The following is a 19,750-nucleotide window of genomic DNA, read 5'->3' as shown; positions in this document are numbered from 1 at the left end:
TATCCGGATGGCATAACGCCGCCACCCGGCCCCGGCGTTTATTTTGCGTTGAATTGCGGATTCGCCAGCATAAACCCGCCGTCGACAATCAGCGACTGACCGGTGGTATAGCTTGCGCCTTCCGAACACAGCCAGGCGACGAGGCTGGCTATTTCATGCGTAGAACCCGGTCGGGCGATAGGGATCGAGGGTTCCGATCCCGGCTCAATGTCGCTGTCATCCATATCATTCATCGGCGTGGCGATAGCGCCTGGCGCGACGGCGTTGACCAAAATATGATGCTCAATCAGTTCCAGCGCCATGGATTTAGTCAATCCCCCCAACGCATGTTTCGCCGCGGTATAGGCGCTGGCTTGCGGAAGCGGCGTATGCTCATGGACGGAGGTGATGTTGATAATGCGCCCTCCCTCTCCTTGTTTAATCATATGCCGGGCGGCGATCTGCGCGCAGAGAAACGCGCCATCGACGTCCACGGTAAAAATTTGCCGCCACTGCGTAAACGGCATATCAATAAACGCGGATTTGGTCATCGCCCCGGCATTATTGACCAGCACGTCAACGCGCCCCAGGCGCTGGATAAGATGTTCAATGGCCTGCGCGCCCTCGGGTAACTGGCTCAGGTCAAGATGAATGGTCTCTGCCCGCACACCAAACTGCGCCGCTTTTTTCGCCGTCTCCTGCGCGCCGCGTTCATCGGAATGCCAGGTGATACCAATATCAAAACCGTTTTGTGCTAATAACAATGCACACGCTTTGCCAATTCCCGAATCTGATGCCGTTACAATTGCGACTTTGGTCATATTCCTCTCCGGATGATTCATACACAGCCTAAGTATAGGAACCCTGTCTGAATCATCCGGAAAAATCAGGAATGATAACCGCCGCCCAGCGCGCTGGTAAGCTGAATAGAGGCATCCAGCCACTGGCCCTGCAACAGCAAGCCGTTACACTGCTCGCGCAGTGCCGGGATTTTGGCCTCGCTCACGCGGGAACCCGCAATAATGCCGGCATTAAAGCGCGCTTGCGCCAGACCGACCACACGCTGCGCGTCATGCTCAATCTGCTGCTGATGCTGATTTTTCTGCGCCAGCGTCTCTACCTGACTGGCGGCGCGCGCCACATCATTAACCGCATCTACCACCGCTTTGTTGTAGTTGGCGATAGAAAGGTTGCTTTGCGCTTTGGCGATATCGAGGTTGGCATTCAGCCTGCCGCTGTCGAAAATCGGCAGCGTCAGCCCGCCGGTAATGCCATATTGCTGTGCGGAATGGCGGAACAGATCGCTCAGATGTAACGCATCCTGCTGTAAAAAAGCCATCAGATTGATATCGGGATAAAACGCGGCCTTCGCGGCGTCAATGCTGCTCAACGAGGATTCAATGTACCAGTGCGCGGCCTGTAGATCCGCCCGGCGCGCCAGCAACGAATAGCCCAGTTGCGACGGTAACTGGCTTTCAACGGCGGGGAGACTCACCTGACGCAGCTTGAGCGCCGCCGATTGCGTATTGGTTAACGCGCTGAGCCGCGCTTCAATAACCTTCATTTTACCGTTAACGTCATTCAACTGCTGCTGGGTTTTGCTGGCGTCGATATCGGTCTCGACCCCTTCAACAGAAGAAGTAATGCCGTGTTGATACAGCTCCCGGTTTACCGTCACCACGTTTTGCTGCTCATGCTCGATTTGCATCAGCACATTTTTCAGCGCCGCCTGCGTCTGCCACTCCCAGTAGAGTCGCGCCACGCCGCTTGCCAGCAGTTGTCGGGTCTGCTCCTGCTCCGCTTCGCGCGCTTTGACCGCCCCGATCCGCGCGGTAACTTCAGCGCGGTTTTTCCCCCATAAATCCAGATCCCAGCCCGCCGTCAGGCCGAATGTACCGTTGGTATACCACGGCCCGGTCGTTCCCGCCGCGGGGTCGGTAATCGCGAATGGCCCCATCAGCCCTTCCGCGGACATTCGCTGGCGCTCAATGTCGGCAGAAAAGTCGAGCTGCGGGCCGTCCTGCGCCTCAACCGCTTTCGCCTGCGCTTCCGCCAGTTGAATACGCTGTTCAGCCACCTGCATATCCGGCGAATGCTGTATGGCATTATCGATCAGCGCGTCAAGCTGCGCATCGTGATACGCCTTCCACCACTGGCTATCCGGCCAACCGTTTTTCAATGCCGCCGGCAGGCTGGAATCAACATGAGAAGAGGGCGTCTGCTGGGTCAGCGACTGGCGGGTATCGTGCATAGGGGCGCAGCCCGCCAGCAAAATAAAAAGCGGTAAGCTCGCTGTCGCGGCAAGGAAAGAATTACGATTCATGGAGGTGTTCTGATAAAAAAAGGTGCGCAGAGAGTACGTCTTACGGCGATCTATTTTTTAGTTACGCGTGGCAATACATCATCAGACAACAAAAGACATATTTTGAAATTTATATGATTAGCAAATAATTTCATCTGATACATTTTTTGATGTAATACTTCAATGAAAAGTCCCACTAACCCGTTCATAAATGAACGATTTTGCTGCAATACGCGCCAGCAGCCTTCATGAGTTAAACGTCGCCGCGCCCAACAAGGCAGCAGATGGCTTAATACTTTCCTATACTTTGTTTGTATTTACCAATAAAGGGACAAACAATGAAAATTCTTCTATGGGCAATCTTAATTATTTTTCTGATTGGGCTGTTGGTGGTAACGGGCGTGTTTAAGATGATTTTCTGATTCCTGCGCCGGGCAGTGATAGTATCTGCCCGGCACACGTTCTGGACGCTGTAGAGATTAGATTTTAATAGCCTGAATCGCCCGCGCAATCTCGGACGAACGGTTTAACGCCCGAATCGACTGAAAGAGTTCCGTCGCCTCAATATATTCCTTACGTAAATATCCCAACCACTGTTTAATACGCGCGACATGGTATAAACCGGTATCGCCCTGCTTTTCCAGCCGGGTATATTTTTGTAATAACGTCACTACTTCCGGCCACGACATACGCGGCTCGTTATACTTCACCACCCGACTCAGGTTAGGAATATTTAACGCCCCACGGCCGATCATCACCGCATCGCAGCCGCTGGTCGCCATACATGCCTGCGCGCTCTGCCAGTCCCAGATTTCGCCATTAGCGATAACCGGAATAGTCAGACGCTGGCGTATTTCGCCGATCGCCTGCCAGTCGATATGCTCGGCGCGGTAGCCCTGCGCTTTGGTACGACCATGCACCACCAGTTCACTGGCGCCGGCCTGCTGCACCGCATCGGCGATTTCAAATTTTCTATCGCCGCTATCCCAGCCGAGACGCACTTTTACCGTCACCGGCAGATGCGACGGTACCGCGGCCCGCATCGCTTTCGCGCCCTGATAGATGAGTTCGGGATCTTTGAGCAATGTCGCGCCGCCGCCGCTGCCGTTCACCACTTTTGACGGACAGCCGCAGTTCAGGTCCACGCCATACGATCCCAACGCCGTCGCCCGCGCGGCGTTTTCCGCCAGCCACTGCGGATGCTGACCCAGAAGCTGAATACGCACCGGCGTGCCGGACGGCGTGCGGCTGGCGTGATGCAACTCCGGGCAGATGCGATGAAACACTTTTACCGGCAGCAGCTGATCCACCACGCGCACAAATTCGGTGATGCAGAGATCGTAATCATTCACTTCGGTCAGCAGCTCGCGCACTAACGCGTCGAGCACGCCTTCCATCGGCGCCAGTAAAACACGCATATCGGTATCCACAGCAAAAAAAGAGGCGCTATCATAACGCCTCTCTGCGATGAGCAAAACTTTTTGCCGGGTGGCGGCGCAAACGCCACCCTACGTCACGTAAAGTGCTCAACGCGGCTCAAGACAGTTATCTTCTTTCCAGCCGTACAGCCATTCGATACCGCGATAAAACGCCTCCTGCGATTTCCCTTTCCACAACAGATTACGCACCTGACGCTCCACCCCGGCGGCGTGATAGAGACGCCCCATCTCGCGGGTAGACCAGACGATACGCGCCGTGCGGGGAATACGCACCGACTCATACAGCGCAAATGCCTGCTGCGCGTCGCCGTCGCAGCGTTCCAGCGCTTTGCCTAGCGTGACGGCGTCTTCCAGCGCCATACAGGCGCCCTGGGCCATATATTGCGCCACCGGATGCGCGGCGTCGCCCACCAGAGTGATACGCTCGGTTCCCCATTTTGCGACCGGCTCGCGATCGGCGGTCGACCAGCGGCGCCAGGAGGTCGGCTTATCCAGCATCTGGCGCGGGCGGGGATGAATGCCGGCAAAATAAGAGAGCACCTCTTCTTTACTGCCGTCTTTCACGCCCCACTCTTCTTGCTGGCGGCTGTGGAATGTCACCACCAGATTGTACTGTTGGCCTCCGCGCAGCGGATAATGAACCAGGTGACAATGCGGGCCTGCCCACAGCACCGGTGCGTTAATACGTAAATCGTCCGGCATATCGTCGCAATCAATCACCGCCCGATAGACTACATGCCCCGTTACGCGCGGCGCGTCGCCGAGTAAACTTTGCCGCACGACCGATTTAACGCCGTCGCAGCCCACGAGAATATCCGCCGTCCAGCTATTTCCCTGCTCATCAAACACCGTAACGTCATCCGGCGTCTGGCGGATATCGACAATATGGGTCGAGGTACGATACTCCACGCCAGGGTGCGTCAGCACCGCTTCCCATACCGTTGCATGAATATCTACCCGGTGAATTACCGCATACGGCCCGCCAAAATGGTCGCGGAACGCCTGCCCGGTTTCAATGCGTACCACTTCTTCGGCATTCACGGCATCCATCATGGTAATGTGATCGGTAAACACCGCACGCTGGCGGGCAACATCGCCCACACCGAGACTATCCAGCGCCGAAAAAGCGTTCGGCCCAAGCTGAATACCCGCGCCAATCTCGCCAATTTCGTGCGCTTTTTCCAGCAGCATGACTTTTATTCCCTGGCGCGCCAGCGACAGCGCGGTCGCCGCGCCGCCGATTCCGCCACCTACAATAATTGCGCTTGTCACGTGAGTCATGGTCATTCTCCTTTTCAGGCCGGGATTTTATCTTGTTGATTTTCCGGCGCGGCGGCAATAAACGCCGGTAGCTGTACGCAGGCGTCATAAACGGCTTTACAGCGCGGATAGCCTGATAAATCGCAGCCCATCCTGAGCGCATTCGCCCACTGAGGAATCAGGCAGCAGTCCGCAAGGCCTGGCGCGTCGCCCACGCAGAATCGTCCGGACTGACTTTTACGCAATAGCTGCTCTACCGCGCTTAACCCTTGCTGTATCCAGTGGGCGTACCAGCGTTTTTTATCCTCTTCGCTAACCTTCAGCTCATCGGTCAGGTAGCGCAACACGCGCATGTTATTGATCGGGTGTATATCGCAGGCGATAGCGTAGACAATTTCCAGCGCCTGGCTGCGCGCCGGGTCGCTCGTCGGCAGCAGCGGCGTTTGCGGAAAATGTCGGTCCAGCCAGTCGACGATGGCCAGCGATTGCCCCAACGATTCGCCGTCATCAGTGACTAGCGTCGGCACCAGGCCTACCGGATTCATCCGTCGGTAGGCCAGCGCATTCTGCTGGCCGATACGAATATTGACGCCCACTGTCTGGTAATCAATCCCCTTTAACGCCAGCGCAATACGTACACGATAAGACGCCGAACTATTAAAGAAACTGTACAGCTTCATCGTTCACCTCAGACAATTTTCACAGCAATCGGCGTCAGACCTTCTACGTTCCCGGTGATGACATCCCCTTTCACCACTGCGCCCACCCCCTCTGGCGTACCGGTGAAAATCAAATCGCCTGGCTGCAATTCAAAAAAGCCGGACAAATAGCTGATGGTTTCATTCACCGACCAAATCAGGTGACGAATATCGCTGCGCTGATGGTCTTCGCCGTTAACCTGTAGCCAAATAGGGGCGTTATCCACATTATGCGTTTCAGCGGCTTTGTGTAATGGCGCAATGGGCGCGGAGAGATCGAACGCTTTGCCGATTTCCCACGGGCGTCCCATCTGACGCATTTCCATCTGACGATCGCGACGCGTCATGTCCAGACCGGTGGCGTATCCCCAGACATATTCATGGGCTTTTTCCAGCGGAATATCGCTCCCTTTTTTACCAATCGCCACCACCAGCTCAATTTCATAATGGTAGTTATCAGTCTGCGCCGGATACGGCAGTTCCAGGGTATCCCCCGCCGCTACCGGGACGACAGCGTCCGCTGGTTTACAAAAGAAGAACGGCGGTTCGCGGTCGGGATCAAAGCCCATTTCACGGGCATGGGCGGCATAGTTGCGACCCACGCAGTAAACGCGACGTACCGGAAACTGCTCATCACTGCCCGCCACGGGTACTGTTACCGGAGCCTGCGGCTGGAATACATATTTGGTCATGTTCTCTCTCCCTAATTAATAACGTGCTTCGCGGAACAGCCCCAGGGCTTCCTGAACCGGCTTGTCCGAAAAACTGAATAACACCGTGTCTTCGCTGCTGCGAAACGACACCTCATGCCAGGTCGGCGCCACAAAAATGTCTTTTGCGGAAAAATGAAAAGTTTCGTTGCCGATAGTGACCTGCCCTGCCCCTTCAACGACGTGGTAGATAGTGCTGTCGGTGCTCCGCGCCACACGCGAGGCAAAGCCTTTTGGCAGCAGTTGCAGGAACGCGCCCATCGACGGCATCGGATAACCGCCGGTGACGGGATTAACGTAACGCAGCTTGTAACCTTCCCACTCATCCGGATCGCCCATACGGGTCAGATCGTGCAGCGCCTCGCGACTGCGGTCGTAACGGTAGTTGAAAATCGGCGACGAGTTCCCGCGCTGGTGGCGCAGCGGCAGCATATTCGCTGCATAGCGCGGCAGATAATCGCCCTCTTTTCGCGTCACCGGCTGCTGATCTTCGGGATAGTCTTCCGCAAACCCACAGCCCAGGAGGTTGACTAACGGCAGATCCAGACCATCCAGCCATACCACTGGCTCTGACCCCGGATTACCATGATCGTGCCAGCGCCACTGCGGCGTCAGGATAAAATCGCCGGTATGCATTGGCGTGCGCTCGCCGTCCACCGCGGTAAATGCGCCTTTACCTTCGACGATAAAACGCAGCGCCGACTGGTTATGGCGATGACTCGGCGCGACTTCGCCGGGCAGGATCAGCTGTAAACCAGCGTATAAGGTCGCCGTGATCGACGACTGACCGCGCAATGCCGGATTTTCCAGCACCAGCACCCGGCGGATCGCCTCTTTCGCGCCAATGACATTGCCGCTTTCCATCAGTAGCGGACGAATTTCCTGATAATTCCAGTAGGCCGGCGCGCAGTTGGCGTTTGGCGTCTGCGGTACCAGGTGATGTAACGATTCCCACAGCGGCGTCAGATTCTGCCCGGAAATATGCTGGTAATACTGCTGACGGCTATCTTTTACGTTCTGATTTATTTCAGACATGGAGATTCTCCTTATTCGTTTACGACGCTGGCACGCGGCAGGTCGTCAGGTACAGAAATCGAAAGGCGGACAACCACCGTCAGCAGGGTAAGCATTACCGCGCTGATAGCCGCCGGAATAGCAATGACAAAAAACAACGTATCGAAAGAGAAATTGAGGGCCATCATCATGCCGCCGGAGAGCGAACCGACAATCGCCCCGCAGCGTCCAATGGCGTTCGACCAGCTCACGCCCGTCGCCCGGCTTTGGGTGGGGTACAGCGTCGCCGTCAGAGCATTAAGCCCTACCTGGGAACCGCTAATACCGATGCCGGTACCAAAAATCGCCAGCGCCATCAGCCAAAGGCCGTTTTCGCTCAGACCTATCATGACAATGCAAACCGCGCCCAGCGCATAGCTCACCGCCAGTACCCGGAACGGGTTAAGCCGGTCCATCAACACGCCGAGTAACAGCGCGCCAAGCGTACCGCCGACCTGGAATGCGGCAGTCACCCATGATGCCTGTTGCAGATCAATACCGCGATGGTTAAGTAACGTCGGCATCCAGCTGGAAAGCAGATAGATAATGAGCAGGCTCATAAAGAACACCACCCATAACATCAGGGTAATGACAAGCTGTCGCCCGGCAAAAAGCTGGCGAATACTGCCTTTGGCGATGGCTGCCGTCTCATGCAGAAAGAATTGCGTATCGTGATAGCGCTCGCCGGTAATGGCGCTGACCGTCCGGGCGACAACGGCTTGCGGTAGTTGGCGGCGTACCTGCCAGCGGGGAGATTCCGGCAGCGCGAACAGCAGGCCGAAAAACAGCATCAAAGGCAAGATGCCGCCTAGCGCCAGAATTCCGTGCCAGCCAATCAGCGGCACCAGTTGCGCGCTCACAATCCCGCCCATCGCCGACCCCAGGGTAAAACCGCAGAACATCAGCGTGACCAGCGCTCCGCGTCGACGAGCGGGAAGGTATTCCGACGTCATGGTGATGGTATTCGGCATCGCTCCGCCCAGTCCCAGACCGGTTAAGAAGCGCAGCAACACCAGGGTTTCTATATCCGGCGAGAAAGCGGAAAGCAGGCTCAATGCGCCGAATAGCGCCACGCAAAGCTCAATGACCCGCTTGCGGCCAAAGCGATCCGCCAGCGGCCCGCATAGCAGCGCGCCGGCCGTAAGCCCCAGCAGCCCTGCGCCAAACAGCGGCGCAAGTTCGCTGGCGCTTAGCTGCCAGTGAGTACGAATATCCGGGGCGATGAAGCCAATCGCGGCGGTGTCGAAACCGTCGAGCATAACCACCAGAAAACAGCAGATGATAACGCGCCACTGCATTTTGCCGACGGGCGCGGCATCAATAAGGGCTTGTAGATCACGTCGTTGAGTCATAGCTAATGCCTCAGTGCAGGGAGATAGATGTTGTTTTTATGTTTGCTATGTTACGAGTTTGTAGAGTGAGCGATAAAATGTACAATGGCTTTTCAGGCAGAGACATAACCTGGAGGTTATAGCGAATGGCGAACTGGGCGCAGAAATTGAAATTACATCACCTACAAACGCTGGTTGCGCTGGGCGAACAGGGCAACCTGACGCACGTCGCCCGGATGATGAATATCTCCCAGCCGGCGCTATCGAAGTGGTTATCTCAACTCGAAGATGAGATAGGCATCACGCTTTTTGAGCGCCACAGTAAAGGGCTACGGCCCTCGGAAGGCGGTAAATTACTGCTCCAGCACGCCCAGCGCCTAATTAACGATCTGGAGCGTTCACAGTATGAAATCGCCCGTTTCAAGCAGGGCGGCCTGGTTGGCAGCCTGAAGATCGGCTGTTCGCCCGTGGCGACTGACTGCGTATCACAGGCGATTCTGAGCCTGCTTAACGAAATGCCGACGCTGCATCTGAATATTGAAGAGAAGGTAATGACGCCGCTGCTGCACGATTTGCTTGCCGGTCAGGTGGATGTGGTGGTAGGGCGTGTCGGCGGACGCGCCCTGCAACTGCCGCTTAATTATCAGGTACTTTATACCGAGCCGGTCTGCTTTGTGGCGCGTCCGCACCATCCGCTGGCCGCGCGAGCGCAGATCGCCTGGAGCGATCTGGCGCACTGGCGGTGGATAGTCTGGCCAACCGGCACCCCTATTCGCATCAGTATTGATAACGCCCTCGTCGATAATGGCGTCATGCTCCCGGAAAACACCATTGAATCGGCGTCAATGAACGTCAGCACCAATTTGCTGCAAAGCAGCGATATGATCTCTATTCTTTCTTTACGGCTGGCGCAACGCTATGCCAGCCAGGGGCAACTGGCGATTTTAAACTTGCCAAAAATTGAGCAAAAAGGCAGCGTAGGGATGTTCTGGCGTAAGAATGAGACGCCGTCTTTGGCCCTGAGTCGCTTTTTGTATTTTTTAGCCCAAGTTTAACGCCGCCGACCAGGGGCATTGCCCGATGTTCCTGCTGTCTATACCCACTATGCTAAGAATTCATGATGTGATCGGTAGCACGTTTTAACGTTTAATTGTATGATGAATCCATCTCATCAAGGGCTTTAAACATGAGTAAGTCACTGAATATTATCTGGCAATATATACGCGCTTTTGTATTGATTTATGCCTGTTTGTACGCAGGCATTTTTCTTGCATCACTCCTTCCTATCACTATTCCCGGCAGCATTATCGGGATGTTAATTCTGTTTGTATTGCTGGCGCTGCAAATTCTGCCGGCAAAGTGGGTTAACCCCGGCTGTTATGTGCTGATTCGTTATATGGCGTTGCTGTTTGTGCCAATTGGCGTTGGGGTCATGCAATATTTTGACTTACTGCGCGCGCAATTCGGCCCGGTGGTGGTCTCTTGCGCTATCAGTACGCTGGTCGTTTTTGTGGTCGTAAGCTGGAGTTCACATCTGATACACGGTGAGCGTAAAGTGGTTGGGCAGAAGGGAACGAAAAAATGATGACATATATCTGGTGGTCGTTACCGCTGACGCTGGCGGTATTTTTCGCCGCCCGCAGACTGGCGGCGCATTTTAAAATGCCGTTGCTGAATCCGCTGCTGGTGGCAATGGTAGTCATTATTCCTTTTCTGTTGCTGACCGGTATTCCCTACGAGCACTACTTCAAAGGCAGCGAAGTACTTAACGATCTGCTGCAACCGGCGGTGGTGGCGCTGGCCTATCCCCTTTATGAACAGTTGCACCAGATTCGCGCGCGTTGGAAATCCATTATTAGCATCTGTTTTGTCGGCAGTCTGGTAGCGATGATTACCGGGACATCCGTTGCCTTGCTGATGGGCGCAACGCCTGAAATCGCGGCATCGGTACTGCCTAAATCCGTGACTACGCCTATCGCGATGGCGGTGGGCGGCAGCATCGGCGGCATCCCTGCGATCAGCGCGGTATGCGTAATTTTTGTCGGTATTCTGGGCGCGGTGTTTGGCCACACGCTGTTAAACGCGATGCACATCCGTACTAAGGCCGCACGCGGGCTGGCAATGGGGACCGCCTCACATGCGCTCGGTACTGCGCGCTGTGCCGAGCTGGATTACCAGGAAGGCGCGTTTAGCTCCCTGGCGCTGGTGATCTGCGGCATTATTACCTCGCTGGTAGCGCCCTTTTTGTTTCCGCTCATTCTGGCGGTAATGCGCTAACGACGGGACAAAAGACCGGGTTAAAATTTGCGATACGTCGCGCATTTTTTATTTAAGTTTCACAAGTTGCATAAGCAATGAGATTTAGATCACATATTAAGACATAGCAGGCCCGTAAACTACGGTTCCATTACATTGTTATGAGGCAACGCCATGCATCCACGTTTTCAAACTGCTTTTGCCCAGCTTGCGGATAATTTGCAATCAGCGCTGGCCCCTATCCTGGCGGACCACCATTTTCCCGCCATGCTGACCGCAGAGCAGGTCTCGACGCTTAAAAATACGGCGGGACTGGACGAAGACGCGCTGGCTTTCGCACTGTTACCTCTGGCGGCGGCCTGCGCCCGTACCGATTTGTCCCATTTTAACGTCGGCGCGATTGCGCGCGGCGTTAGCGGCAACTGGTATTTCGGCGCGAATATGGAGTTCCTGGGCGCCACCATGCAACAAACTGTGCATGCTGAACAAAGCGCGATTAGCCACGCCTGGCTACGCGGCGAAAAAGGGCTCGCCGCCGTCACCGTTAACTACACGCCTTGCGGCCACTGTCGCCAGTTTATGAACGAGCTGAACAGCGGTCTGGATCTGCGTATTCATCTGCCGGGCCGCGCGCCGCATACGTTACGCGATTATCTGCCTGACGCTTTCGGGCCAAAAGATCTGGAGATCAAAACGCTGCTGATGGACGAGCAGGATCATGGCTTTACGTTAACGGGCGATACGCTAACGCAAGCGGCGATTACGGCAGCCAATAAGAGCCATATGCCTTATAGCCACTCACCGAGCGGCGTGGCGCTGGAATGTAAAGATGGCCGTATTTTCACCGGCAGCTATGCGGAAAACGCCGCCTTTAACCCTACGCTTCCCCCGCTGCAAGGCGCGCTAAACCTGCTGAGTCTCAATGGCTATGACTATGCGGATATTCAGCGCGCGATTCTGGCGGAAAAAGGCGATGCAGCATTAATTCAATGGGATGCCACCGCCGCAACGCTGAAAGCGTTAGGTTGCCATAATATTGACCGCGTGCTTCTCGGCTAAGCAAATGTGCCGGATAGCGACGCACTGGCGTCTTATCCGGCCTGACTCTCCTCTCCCGCGACCCGATACAAGGGAAATCATGCTGAAAACCTCCGCAATCAGACGGCGGTTTCTTGCGCTACGTCTTCGGGTACAGTAGCCTGATCGTACTTTCATCCTGGTATCGAGTTTCCTGCATGTTAAAGCGCGTGTTTTACAGCCTGTTGGTCCTGGTAGGCTTGCTGCTGTTGACGGTGCTTGGCCTCGATCGGTGGATGAGCTGGAAAACAGCGCCCTATATCTATGACGAGCTACAGGATCTCCCCTACCGCCAGGTTGGCGTCGTGTTAGGGACAGCCAAATACTATCGCAAGGGTGTCATTAATCAGTACTATCGTTACCGTATTCAGGGCGCGTTAAACGCTTACAATAGCGGTAAAGTCAATTACCTGCTGCTCAGCGGCGACAATGCCCTGCAAAGCTATAACGAACCGATGACCATGCGCAAAGACCTCATCGCGGCGGGCGTCGATCCTGCGGACATTGTGCTTGATTACGCTGGCTTCCGTACGCTTGACTCCATTGTGCGTACCCGCAAAGTGTTTGATACCAACGACTTTATTATCATCACTCAGCGCTTCCACTGCGAACGCGCCTTGTTTATTGCGCTGCATATGGGCATTCAGGCGCAGTGTTACGCGGTACCTTCGCCCAAAAATATGCTGACAGTGCGCCTGCGCGAATTTGGCGCCCGCTTTAGCGCGCTGGCGGATCTCTATATTTTTAAACGCGAACCGCGTTTTTTAGGCCCGCTGGTACCTATTCCCACGCAGCATCAGGTGCCGAATGACGCCCAGGGGTATCCGGCCGTTACGCCGGAACAATTGCTTGAACTGGAAAAGAAAAAAGGGAAATGATCATGGATGTACAGACGATATTTGTCATATTAGCCTTTCTGCTACTCCCGCTTTTTTGCTTCCGTGAGGCCTGGAAAGGCTGGCGAACCGGCGCGGTAGATAAAGTTGTCAAAAATGCGCGAAAACCGGTTTATGTCTATCGCCATGCCGATCCCGTACAATATTGGTCTTATCTTTTTCTTTATACCGGTTGCGGTTTTTTATTTACTGGAATGATTATTTATCTTCTTTTTTATCGTTAATCTATTTATTATCCCTTTAAAATTGAGAATAGTTATTATTATGATATAAGGAACAAATGCTGTTTTGCATTCTGGTTTCATTTTTTTGTGAATTCTTTCACAGAATACCCTTCTTTCAATGCTTAGGCTGGCGGTAGATTTTGGATCATTAAAACGCGTTATTTGCGTTTCGCCTTAATTTATTCAAGCATTAAGGAAGATTATATGCCGCAACAAAATTATCTGGATGAACTCACGCCTGGTTTTACGCCATTACTGGCAATAAAAGAGGCTTCACGTTGTTTATTATGTCACGATGCGCCCTGTAGTCAGGCTTGCCCGGCGCAAACCGATCCGGGGAAATTTATTCGTTCTATTTACTTTCGCAATTTTAAAGGCGCAGCGGAAACTATCCGGGAAAATAATGCGCTTGGCGCCGTCTGCGCCAGAGTCTGTCCGACGGAAAAATTATGCCAGCGCGGATGTACACGTTCCGGAATAGATAAACCTATTGATATTGCACGCCTGCAACGTTTTATTACCGATTTTGAACAGCAGACCGCCATGCAGATTTATCAGCCCGGGAGTAAAACACACGGGAAAGTCGCGATTATTGGCGCGGGTCCGGCAGGTTTGCAGGCAAGCGTGACGCTCACGCATTTAGGCTATGACGTCACCATTTACGAAAAACAGCCGCAGCCCGGCGGATGGCTGCGTCACGGCATCCCGGCATTTCGTCTGCCGCAAAGCGTACTCGATCAGGAAATTGCCCGCATTGTAGAAATGGGCGTCAATATTAAATGTAATTGTGACGTGGGCGGGTCGCTATCGCTTGCGCAACTCAAAGCCGAATATCGCGCCGTGCTGATGACCGTCGGGATGTCCTGTGGCTCTGATTTACCGTTATTTGAGCAAGCCAGTCACGTAGAGATTGCCGTTGATTTTTTACAGCGCGCCCGTCAGGCCGACGGCGATATTAGCGTTCCGCGTAGCGCATTAATTATTGGCGGCGGCGACGTAGCGATGGATGTCGCCAGTACGTTAAAAATTCTCGGCTGTCCTTCCGTCACCTGCGTGGCGCGGGAAGAATTAGCCCAATTCCCCGCCAGCGAAAAAGAATTTACCAGCACGCAGGCATTAGGCGTATCGATTATTGATGGTTTTACGCCTGTCGCCGTCAGCGGAAATAAAGTGACCTTCCACCATGTACGCCACTCAGGAGAACTGACGCTGGAAGCGGAAAATATTATTTTGGCCGTGGGGCAGCACGCGCGACTGGATACCTTTGCGGAGATAAAAGCGCAGCATAATATTATCGACACGCATAATTATCAAACCGACGACCCGGCGATCTTTGCCGCTGGCGATATTGTTAAAGGTGATAAGACCGTCGTTTATGCGGTAAAAACCGGAAAAGAAGCCGCTCAGGCTATTCATCATTATTTAGAGGAGGCCTGCTCATGTTAACAAAAGATTTGTCTGTTACCTTTTGCGGCGTTAAGTTTCCCAATCCGTTTTGTCTTTCTTCTTCTCCGGTAGGCAATTGTTATGAGATGTGCGCCAAAGCCTATGATACCGGCTGGGGCGGGATCGTTTTTAAAACCATTGGTTTTTTTATTGCCAACGAAGTCTCTCCACGTTTTGACCACCTGACGAAAGAAGATACCGGTTTTATTGGTTTCAAAAACATGGAGCAAATTGCTGAGCATCCGCTGGAAGAGAATCTGGCCGCCATTCGACGGCTAAAACAGGATTATCCGGATAAGGTGCTGATTGCTTCCATCATGGGAGAAAATGAACAGCAGTGGCAGGAACTGGCGCGTCTGGTTGAAGAAGCCGGCGCGGATATGATTGAGTGTAACTTCTCTTGCCCGCAGATGACCTCGCACGCCATGGGAAGCGATGTAGGGCAAAGCCCGGAACTGGTTGAAAAATACTGCCGCGCCGTAAAACGCGGTTCATCTTTGCCAATGCTGGCGAAAATGACACCGAATATTGGCGATATGTGCGAAGTCGCGCTGGCCGCCAAACGCGGCGGAGCCGACGGTATCGCCACCATCAACACCGTGAAATCCATCACTAACATCGACCTGAACCGCAAAATCGGGATGCCGGTGGTTAACGGTAAATCCAGTATCTCCGGTTATTCAGGAAAAGCGGTGAAACCCATTGCGCTGCGTTTTATCCAGCAGTTGCGAATGCACCCTGAACTGCGCGATTTCCCGATTAGCGGTATCGGCGGCATTGAAACCTGGGAAGACGCTGCCGAATTTCTGCTGCTGGGCGCGGCGACCCTACAGGTGACGACAGGCATTATGCAATACGGTTACCGCATTGTAGAAGATATGGCGAGCGGCCTCAGCCACTATCTGGCCGATCAGGGATTTGCCTCATTACAGGAGATGATCGGGCTGGCGAATGGCAATATTATCCCGGCGGAAGAGCTGGATCGCAGCTATATCGTCTATCCGCGGATTAATCAGGAGAAATGCGTCGGCTGCGGACGTTGCTATATCTCCTGCTATGACGGCGGTCATCAGGCGATGGAGTGGGATGAACACAGCCGCACGCCGCATTGCAATACGGAAAAATGCGTCGGTTGTCTGCTGTGCGGTCATGTCTGCCCGGTCGCCTGTATTGATTTAGGCGAGGTCAAATTTAAAAAAGGCGAAAAAGAGCACGCGTTAACACTGTAGCTCGCGGTATGAAGCCCGGCGCGCAGTTTCGCTGCGCCGGGTTATCTGATAAGCAAAGTAATAGGTCTGGATAACTACTTCTTACGCGCGTATTTCAGCGAGTCCAGCGCCACGGCGAAAATGATAATGCCGCCTTTGATAATGTACTGCCAGTACGGGTTTACCCCGATATAGGTCAGGCCATAGTTGATGACGGTAAAGATAATGACGCCGGTCACCACGCCGAAGACCGTCCCCACTCCGCCGCTAAACGATACGCCCCCGACCACGCACGCGGCAATCGCATCCAGTTCATACATAAAGCCGAGGTTGTTGGTGGCAGAACCAATACGCCCTGCTTCCAGTAAGCCGCCGAAGGCATAAAACACGCCGGAGAGCGCATAAATCATCAGCAGGTTCAGCGCCACGTTTACGCCAGAAACTTTCGCCGCCTCCGGGTTGCCGCCAATAGCAAAAATGTTTTTACCAAAACGGGTCTTATTCCACAGCACCCAGACAAACGCTACCGCAATCAGAGCGTAAAAGGTGATGTATGAGAGCCGGAAACTGCCCATCGCCACAAAGCCCTGTGCAAAGGTGGAAAAGCCGCTGTCAAAGCCGGAAATGGGCGAAGCGCCGACAAAGTCATAGTAAAGGGAGTTGATCCCATAAACGATAATCATCGTGCCAAGCGTGGTAATAAACGGCGTCACGTTCAGGTAAGCAATGATGATGCCGTTCACCAGGCCAATCACCGCGCCAATCGCGCAGACAATCAGGATGACCAGCGCAATCGGCATGGTCGCCATTTCCGGAAACACTTTATTGGCGTTTTCCATTGATTGCAGTAATGTTGCCGCCACGACCGCCGCCAGCCCTACCTGACGCCCCGCCGACAGGTCTGTCCCCTGGGTGACGATGAGTCCCGCCACGCCCAGCGCGATAATAATACGTACCGAAGATTGCGTCAGAATATTACTTAAATTCAGCAAACTTAAAAAAGTCGGGTCCTGGAAAATAATAATCGCCAGCAGCACTAAAAGAACGACGTAAATTCCGCCCTCTTTCAGCCAGGTCAAAAAGCTTTTCTTGTTTAACGCACTCATAAGGAGCCCCTGATCTTAAAGGTGCAAAGAAGCAAGACGCAAAATTTCGTTTTGCGTTGTTGTTTTAGTATCGACAATGCCGGAAACGAGACCGTTACTCATCACCAGGATACGATCGGTAATCCCTAACAGCTCCGGCATTTCAGAAGAGATAATGATGATCCCCTTGCCTTTTTTCGCCAGTTCCGCAATAAGCTGATAAATTTCAAACTTTGCGCCGACATCAATACCGCGGGTCGGTTCGTCCAGCATTAATATTTCCGGCTGCGTTAATAGCCAGCGACCAATGATCACCTTTTGCTGATTGCCGCCGGAAAGTGAGCCAATTTGCGTGCGATGCCCCGGCGTTTTTACCCGCATGGAATCAATAACCCATTGGGTGTCGCTTTTCATCCGGGAATTATCCAGTAGCCCCACTTTATTTTTATAATTACGGATATTCGAAATTAATGAGTTAAATCCGATATCCAGATAGGCATAAATTCCGGTGGAACGACGCTCTTCCGTCACCAGCGCAAAACCGTGGTTAATCGCTTCGTTCGCAGTGTGATTATTAATTTTCTTGCCATGTAAAGTGATTGTCCCGGACGACTTCTCACGAATGCCAAACAGCGTTTCGACGATATCGGTACGCTTTGCCCCAACCAGACCGGCAATGCCCAGAATTTCGCCCTTGTGCAAATCAAAGGAGACATCGCGAATGGAAGGCTGGCGCAGTGAGGTCAGGTGACGAACCTCCAGAATCACGTCGCCCGGCTTATTTTCTTTATCCGGAAAGCGCTGGTTCAGGGAACGCCCGACCATCATCGCAATGATCTTATCCATATCCAGCCCTTCCAGCGGCTGGGTGGCAATCCACTGACCGTCGCGCAAGATAGTAATTTCATCGCACAATTGAAAAATTTCTTCCATTTTATGCGAGATATAAACAATTCCGCAGCCACGTTCTTTCAGCTTGCGAATAATGGTGAACAGATGATTAACCTCTTTCTCAGTTAACGATGAGGTCGGCTCATCCATAATAACGATCTTAGCGTTATAGGAAAACGCCTTCGCAATTTCGATCATCTGCATTTGCGAAACGGATAACGTTCCCACGCGCGCGCGCGGGTCAATATCGATATCCAGATCATCAAATATCGCTTTGGTATCCTGGTACATTTTATCCTGGTCGACAAACATACCTTTGGTGGGATAACGTCCCAACCACATGTTATCCATGACCGAACGTTGCAATACCAGATTTAACTCCTGGTGTACCATCGAAATCCCATTCTCCAGCGCTTCTTTCGCCGAATGGAAGTTCACTTCTTTTCCCTGAAATACAATGCTGCCGGAGTCTTTTTGATAAATACCGAAAAGACATTTTAATAATGTTGATTTGCCTGCGCCGTTTTCGCCCATTAATGCATGAATAGAGTGCGGACGAACGTTTAAGTTGACATTATCAAGCGCTTTCACGCCGGGAAATGATTTGTTAATGCCACGCATTTCCAACAAATATTCACCCGACGACGGAGAGATCGTGCTGCCCATAATGATACCCTGTCGGCCTTTTTAATTATGACTATCCGCGCCGGATGGCAAAAGAAATACGTTATCCGGTCTGCGGCGCGTCACCCTTCCACGGTTTCAGGGCGCAACAAAATTGCGCCCACAGACGGAAAAGTTATTTTTGGGTAAATTCGCTCAGATTGTCTTTGTCCACGCCGACATAAGGCACGCGCACGATTTTGTTCTCAATCTTCCAGTTGGTGCCGTCAGCCGCGCCCTTGCCTTCGGCGAGGTTTTTCGCCAGATCGAATGTCGCTTTCGCCTGATTGTTGGCGTCATTCAGTACCGTACCGGCCATCGCGCCCGATTTCACCAGCGCCAAAGCTTCCGGTAACGCATCGACGCCAAAGACCGGAATCGACGATTTATTATGCGCTTTCAGCGCCTCTACCGCGCCCATCGCCATCGCATCGTTATTCGCGATAACCACTTCAATCTTGTTAGCGTTCGGGCCAGATAGCCAGGCATCCATCTTATCTTTTGCCTGCGCGGTATCCCACATGGCGGTGTCTAACGCCAGTTGCTCGGTCTGAATACCTTTATCATTTAACTCTTTCACCACATACGTCGTACGAGCTTCAGCATCCGGGTGCCCCGGCTCGCCTTTCAGCAGAACATACTGAATTTTACCGTCTTTATTCAGATCCCAACCCTGATTCGCCTGCCAGTGTTTGGCAATCAAGTCGCCCTGAATCACACCGGATTCTTTAGAGTCAGTCCCGACATAATACGCCTTGTCATAGCTGTCCAGCGCTTTGCGGGAAGGCTCTTTGTTAAAGAACACCACCGGCACATTTTGCCCGCGCGCTTTCTCAATCACCGTACCGGCGGCTGCCGGGTCGACCAGGTTAATCGCCAGAGCTTTAACCCCTTTCGCCAATAAAACGTCAATTTGATCATTCTGTTTAGATTGATCGTTTTGCGAGTCATTCATCAGTAGCTGAACATCCGGCGCGGATTTGCCATCTTTTTCAATAGCCTTACGCACCACGGACATAAAGTTATCGTCATATTTATAAATCGTCACGCCAATACGAGTATCAGCCGCCTGCGCGTGCGCGCCGAATAACAGACTTGCCATCACGGCAGAAAGGGTCAGTACCTTCTTATTCATGGTAGCTCCGGTTTTATTATGTAGGGTATAGCGTAAAAAAATGCCCGGCTGTTCAGCACGTTAACGCGTGTTACTGAACGCCGAAGCGTATTTAGAG

At 53.1% G+C, this 19,750-nt stretch carries 20 protein-coding genes; 9 read left to right on the top strand and 11 right to left on the bottom strand.

Annotation, left to right across the window (positions count from 1 at the left end; translation table 11 throughout):
- Window positions 1–38: 38 nt before the first annotated feature.
- Window positions 39–800: an SDR family oxidoreductase gene (locus tag QEN31_RS08215; RefSeq protein ID WP_000169608.1), complete on the bottom strand. Its 762-nt coding sequence runs from the start codon at window positions 798–800 to the stop codon at window positions 39–41.
- 65 nt (window positions 801–865) lie between these two features.
- Window positions 866–2,302, bottom strand: a complete 1,437-nt coding sequence (gene mdtQ / locus QEN31_RS08210) for a multidrug resistance outer membrane protein MdtQ (RefSeq protein ID WP_001081457.1) — start codon at window positions 2,300–2,302, stop codon at window positions 866–868.
- A 317-nt stretch (window positions 2,303–2,619) separates the two neighbouring features.
- Here mdtQ and yohP point away from each other — a divergent pair, with 317 nt between their 5' ends.
- On the top strand, window positions 2,620–2,703 hold the full coding sequence (gene yohP, locus QEN31_RS25365; RefSeq protein WP_000698460.1) for a small membrane protein YohP: 84 nt from the start codon (window positions 2,620–2,622) through the stop codon (window positions 2,701–2,703).
- Window positions 2,704–2,760: 57 nt separating this feature from the next.
- Here yohP and dusC read toward each other — a convergent pair whose 3' ends face one another.
- The 6 genes from dusC to mhbT all read right to left on the bottom strand — a co-directional run bounded on the left by dusC (window position 2,761) and on the right by mhbT (window position 8,793).
- Entirely contained in the window at window positions 2,761–3,699 is a 939-nt protein-coding gene (gene dusC, locus QEN31_RS08200; RefSeq protein ID WP_023202765.1) for a tRNA dihydrouridine(16) synthase DusC, read from the bottom strand.
- Between the two features lie 108 nt (window positions 3,700–3,807).
- Entirely contained in the window at window positions 3,808–5,001 is a 1,194-nt protein-coding gene (locus tag QEN31_RS08195; protein ID WP_000150113.1) for a 3-hydroxybenzoate 6-monooxygenase, read from the bottom strand.
- Between the two features lie 14 nt (window positions 5,002–5,015).
- Window positions 5,016–5,660, bottom strand: a complete 645-nt coding sequence (maiA, locus tag QEN31_RS08190; protein WP_000781183.1) for a maleylacetoacetate isomerase — start codon at window positions 5,658–5,660, stop codon at window positions 5,016–5,018.
- An 8-nt stretch (window positions 5,661–5,668) separates the two neighbouring features.
- Entirely contained in the window at window positions 5,669–6,370 is a 702-nt protein-coding gene (locus QEN31_RS08185; protein ID WP_000170621.1) for a fumarylacetoacetate hydrolase family protein, read from the bottom strand.
- Between the two features lie 15 nt (window positions 6,371–6,385).
- Window positions 6,386–7,423, bottom strand: a complete 1,038-nt coding sequence (gtdA, locus tag QEN31_RS08180; protein ID WP_001289857.1) for a gentisate 1,2-dioxygenase — start codon at window positions 7,421–7,423, stop codon at window positions 6,386–6,388.
- Window positions 7,424–7,434: 11 nt separating this feature from the next.
- The gene (gene mhbT, locus QEN31_RS08175) at window positions 7,435–8,793 is read right to left on the bottom strand and encodes a 3-hydroxybenzoate transporter MhbT (RefSeq protein WP_000194218.1); all 1,359 of its coding nucleotides are present in this window, start codon (window positions 8,791–8,793) and stop codon (window positions 7,435–7,437) included.
- 125 nt (window positions 8,794–8,918) lie between these two features.
- Here mhbT and QEN31_RS08170 point away from each other — a divergent pair, with 125 nt between their 5' ends.
- From QEN31_RS08170 to preA, 8 genes are all read left to right on the top strand, one after another.
- Window positions 8,919–9,827, top strand: a complete 909-nt coding sequence (locus QEN31_RS08170; protein ID WP_000024658.1) for a LysR substrate-binding domain-containing protein — start codon at window positions 8,919–8,921, stop codon at window positions 9,825–9,827.
- Between the two features lie 131 nt (window positions 9,828–9,958).
- Window positions 9,959–10,357, top strand: a complete 399-nt coding sequence (locus QEN31_RS08165) for a CidA/LrgA family protein (RefSeq protein WP_000045719.1) — start codon at window positions 9,959–9,961, stop codon at window positions 10,355–10,357.
- Entirely contained in the window at window positions 10,354–11,049 is a 696-nt protein-coding gene (locus QEN31_RS08160) for a CidB/LrgB family autolysis modulator (protein ID WP_000989296.1), read from the top strand. The genes QEN31_RS08165 and QEN31_RS08160 overlap by 4 nt, the downstream gene beginning before the upstream one ends.
- 153 nt (window positions 11,050–11,202) lie before the next feature.
- The gene (gene cdd / locus QEN31_RS08155) at window positions 11,203–12,087 is read left to right on the top strand and encodes a cytidine deaminase (RefSeq protein ID WP_000553526.1); all 885 of its coding nucleotides are present in this window, start codon (window positions 11,203–11,205) and stop codon (window positions 12,085–12,087) included.
- 176 nt (window positions 12,088–12,263) lie between these two features.
- A complete protein-coding gene (sanA, locus tag QEN31_RS08150) occupies window positions 12,264–12,983 on the top strand; it encodes an outer membrane permeability protein SanA (RefSeq protein ID WP_000920081.1) in 720 nt (239 codons plus the stop codon).
- Complete coding sequence (locus QEN31_RS08145) at window positions 12,980–13,225, top strand: DUF2542 family protein (RefSeq protein WP_000605187.1); 246 nt, start codon at window positions 12,980–12,982, stop codon at window positions 13,223–13,225. Before sanA ends, QEN31_RS08145 begins: the two co-directional genes overlap by 4 nt.
- 204 nt (window positions 13,226–13,429) lie before the next feature.
- Window positions 13,430–14,671, top strand: a complete 1,242-nt coding sequence (locus tag QEN31_RS08140) for an NAD(P)-dependent oxidoreductase (RefSeq protein ID WP_001136395.1) — start codon at window positions 13,430–13,432, stop codon at window positions 14,669–14,671.
- Window positions 14,665–15,900 carry an NAD-dependent dihydropyrimidine dehydrogenase subunit PreA gene (preA, locus tag QEN31_RS08135; protein ID WP_000956097.1) on the top strand — a complete coding sequence of 412 codons (1,236 nt, stop codon included), beginning with the start codon at window positions 14,665–14,667 and terminating at the stop codon, window positions 15,898–15,900. Before QEN31_RS08140 ends, preA begins: the two co-directional genes overlap by 7 nt.
- A 74-nt stretch (window positions 15,901–15,974) precedes the next feature.
- Here the strand turns inward: preA and mglC are convergent, their stop codons facing one another.
- The 3 genes from mglC to mglB form a co-directional block, all read right to left on the bottom strand.
- Window positions 15,975–16,985: a galactose/methyl galactoside ABC transporter permease MglC gene (gene mglC / locus QEN31_RS08130; protein WP_001275101.1), complete on the bottom strand. Its 1,011-nt coding sequence runs from the start codon at window positions 16,983–16,985 to the stop codon at window positions 15,975–15,977.
- 15 nt (window positions 16,986–17,000) lie between these two features.
- Window positions 17,001–18,521, bottom strand: a complete 1,521-nt coding sequence (gene mglA, locus QEN31_RS08125) for a galactose/methyl galactoside ABC transporter ATP-binding protein MglA (protein ID WP_000535917.1) — start codon at window positions 18,519–18,521, stop codon at window positions 17,001–17,003.
- Between the two features lie 133 nt (window positions 18,522–18,654).
- Window positions 18,655–19,653 (bottom strand): galactose/glucose ABC transporter substrate-binding protein MglB, encoded by a 999-nt coding sequence (mglB, locus tag QEN31_RS08120; RefSeq protein WP_001036952.1) that lies wholly within the window; start codon window positions 19,651–19,653, stop codon window positions 18,655–18,657.
- Window positions 19,654–19,750: the final 97 nt, after the last annotated feature.

Source organism: Salmonella sp. SA15303 (assembly GCF_029962125.1).
Taxonomy (GTDB): Bacteria; Pseudomonadota; Gammaproteobacteria; order Enterobacterales; family Enterobacteriaceae; genus Salmonella; species Salmonella enterica.
The sequence above is the reverse complement of the archived record's forward strand: the minus strand, read 5'-3'. Positions and strand labels throughout refer to the sequence as shown.

Bases quoted from the DNA above. Each gene is read 5' to 3' on its own strand.
- QEN31_RS08215 (WP_000169608.1), bottom strand. From the start codon at position 800: ATGACCAAAGTCGCAATTGTAACGGCATCAGATTCGGGAATTGGCAAA.
- mdtQ (WP_001081457.1), bottom strand. From the start codon at position 2,302: ATGAATCGTAATTCTTTCCTTGCCGCGACAGCGAGCTTACCGCTTTTT.
- yohP (WP_000698460.1), top strand. From the start codon at position 2,620: ATGAAAATTCTTCTATGGGCAATCTTAATTATTTTTCTGATTGGGCTG.
- dusC (WP_023202765.1), bottom strand. From the start codon at position 3,699: ATGCGTGTTTTACTGGCGCCGATGGAAGGCGTGCTCGACGCGTTAGTG.
- QEN31_RS08195 (WP_000150113.1), bottom strand. From the start codon at position 5,001: ATGACTCACGTGACAAGCGCAATTATTGTAGGTGGCGGAATCGGCGGC.
- maiA (WP_000781183.1), bottom strand. From the start codon at position 5,660: ATGAAGCTGTACAGTTTCTTTAATAGTTCGGCGTCTTATCGTGTACGT.
- QEN31_RS08185 (WP_000170621.1), bottom strand. From the start codon at position 6,370: ATGACCAAATATGTATTCCAGCCGCAGGCTCCGGTAACAGTACCCGTG.
- gtdA (WP_001289857.1), bottom strand. From the start codon at position 7,423: ATGTCTGAAATAAATCAGAACGTAAAAGATAGCCGTCAGCAGTATTAC.
- mhbT (WP_000194218.1), bottom strand. From the start codon at position 8,793: ATGACTCAACGACGTGATCTACAAGCCCTTATTGATGCCGCGCCCGTC.
- QEN31_RS08170 (WP_000024658.1), top strand. From the start codon at position 8,919: ATGGCGAACTGGGCGCAGAAATTGAAATTACATCACCTACAAACGCTG.
- QEN31_RS08165 (WP_000045719.1), top strand. From the start codon at position 9,959: ATGAGTAAGTCACTGAATATTATCTGGCAATATATACGCGCTTTTGTA.
- QEN31_RS08160 (WP_000989296.1), top strand. From the start codon at position 10,354: ATGATGACATATATCTGGTGGTCGTTACCGCTGACGCTGGCGGTATTT.
- cdd (WP_000553526.1), top strand. From the start codon at position 11,203: ATGCATCCACGTTTTCAAACTGCTTTTGCCCAGCTTGCGGATAATTTG.
- sanA (WP_000920081.1), top strand. From the start codon at position 12,264: ATGTTAAAGCGCGTGTTTTACAGCCTGTTGGTCCTGGTAGGCTTGCTG.
- QEN31_RS08145 (WP_000605187.1), top strand. From the start codon at position 12,980: ATGATCATGGATGTACAGACGATATTTGTCATATTAGCCTTTCTGCTA.
- QEN31_RS08140 (WP_001136395.1), top strand. From the start codon at position 13,430: ATGCCGCAACAAAATTATCTGGATGAACTCACGCCTGGTTTTACGCCA.
- preA (WP_000956097.1), top strand. From the start codon at position 14,665: ATGTTAACAAAAGATTTGTCTGTTACCTTTTGCGGCGTTAAGTTTCCC.
- mglC (WP_001275101.1), bottom strand. From the start codon at position 16,985: ATGAGTGCGTTAAACAAGAAAAGCTTTTTGACCTGGCTGAAAGAGGGC.
- mglA (WP_000535917.1), bottom strand. From the start codon at position 18,521: ATGGGCAGCACGATCTCTCCGTCGTCGGGTGAATATTTGTTGGAAATG.
- mglB (WP_001036952.1), bottom strand. From the start codon at position 19,653: ATGAATAAGAAGGTACTGACCCTTTCTGCCGTGATGGCAAGTCTGTTA.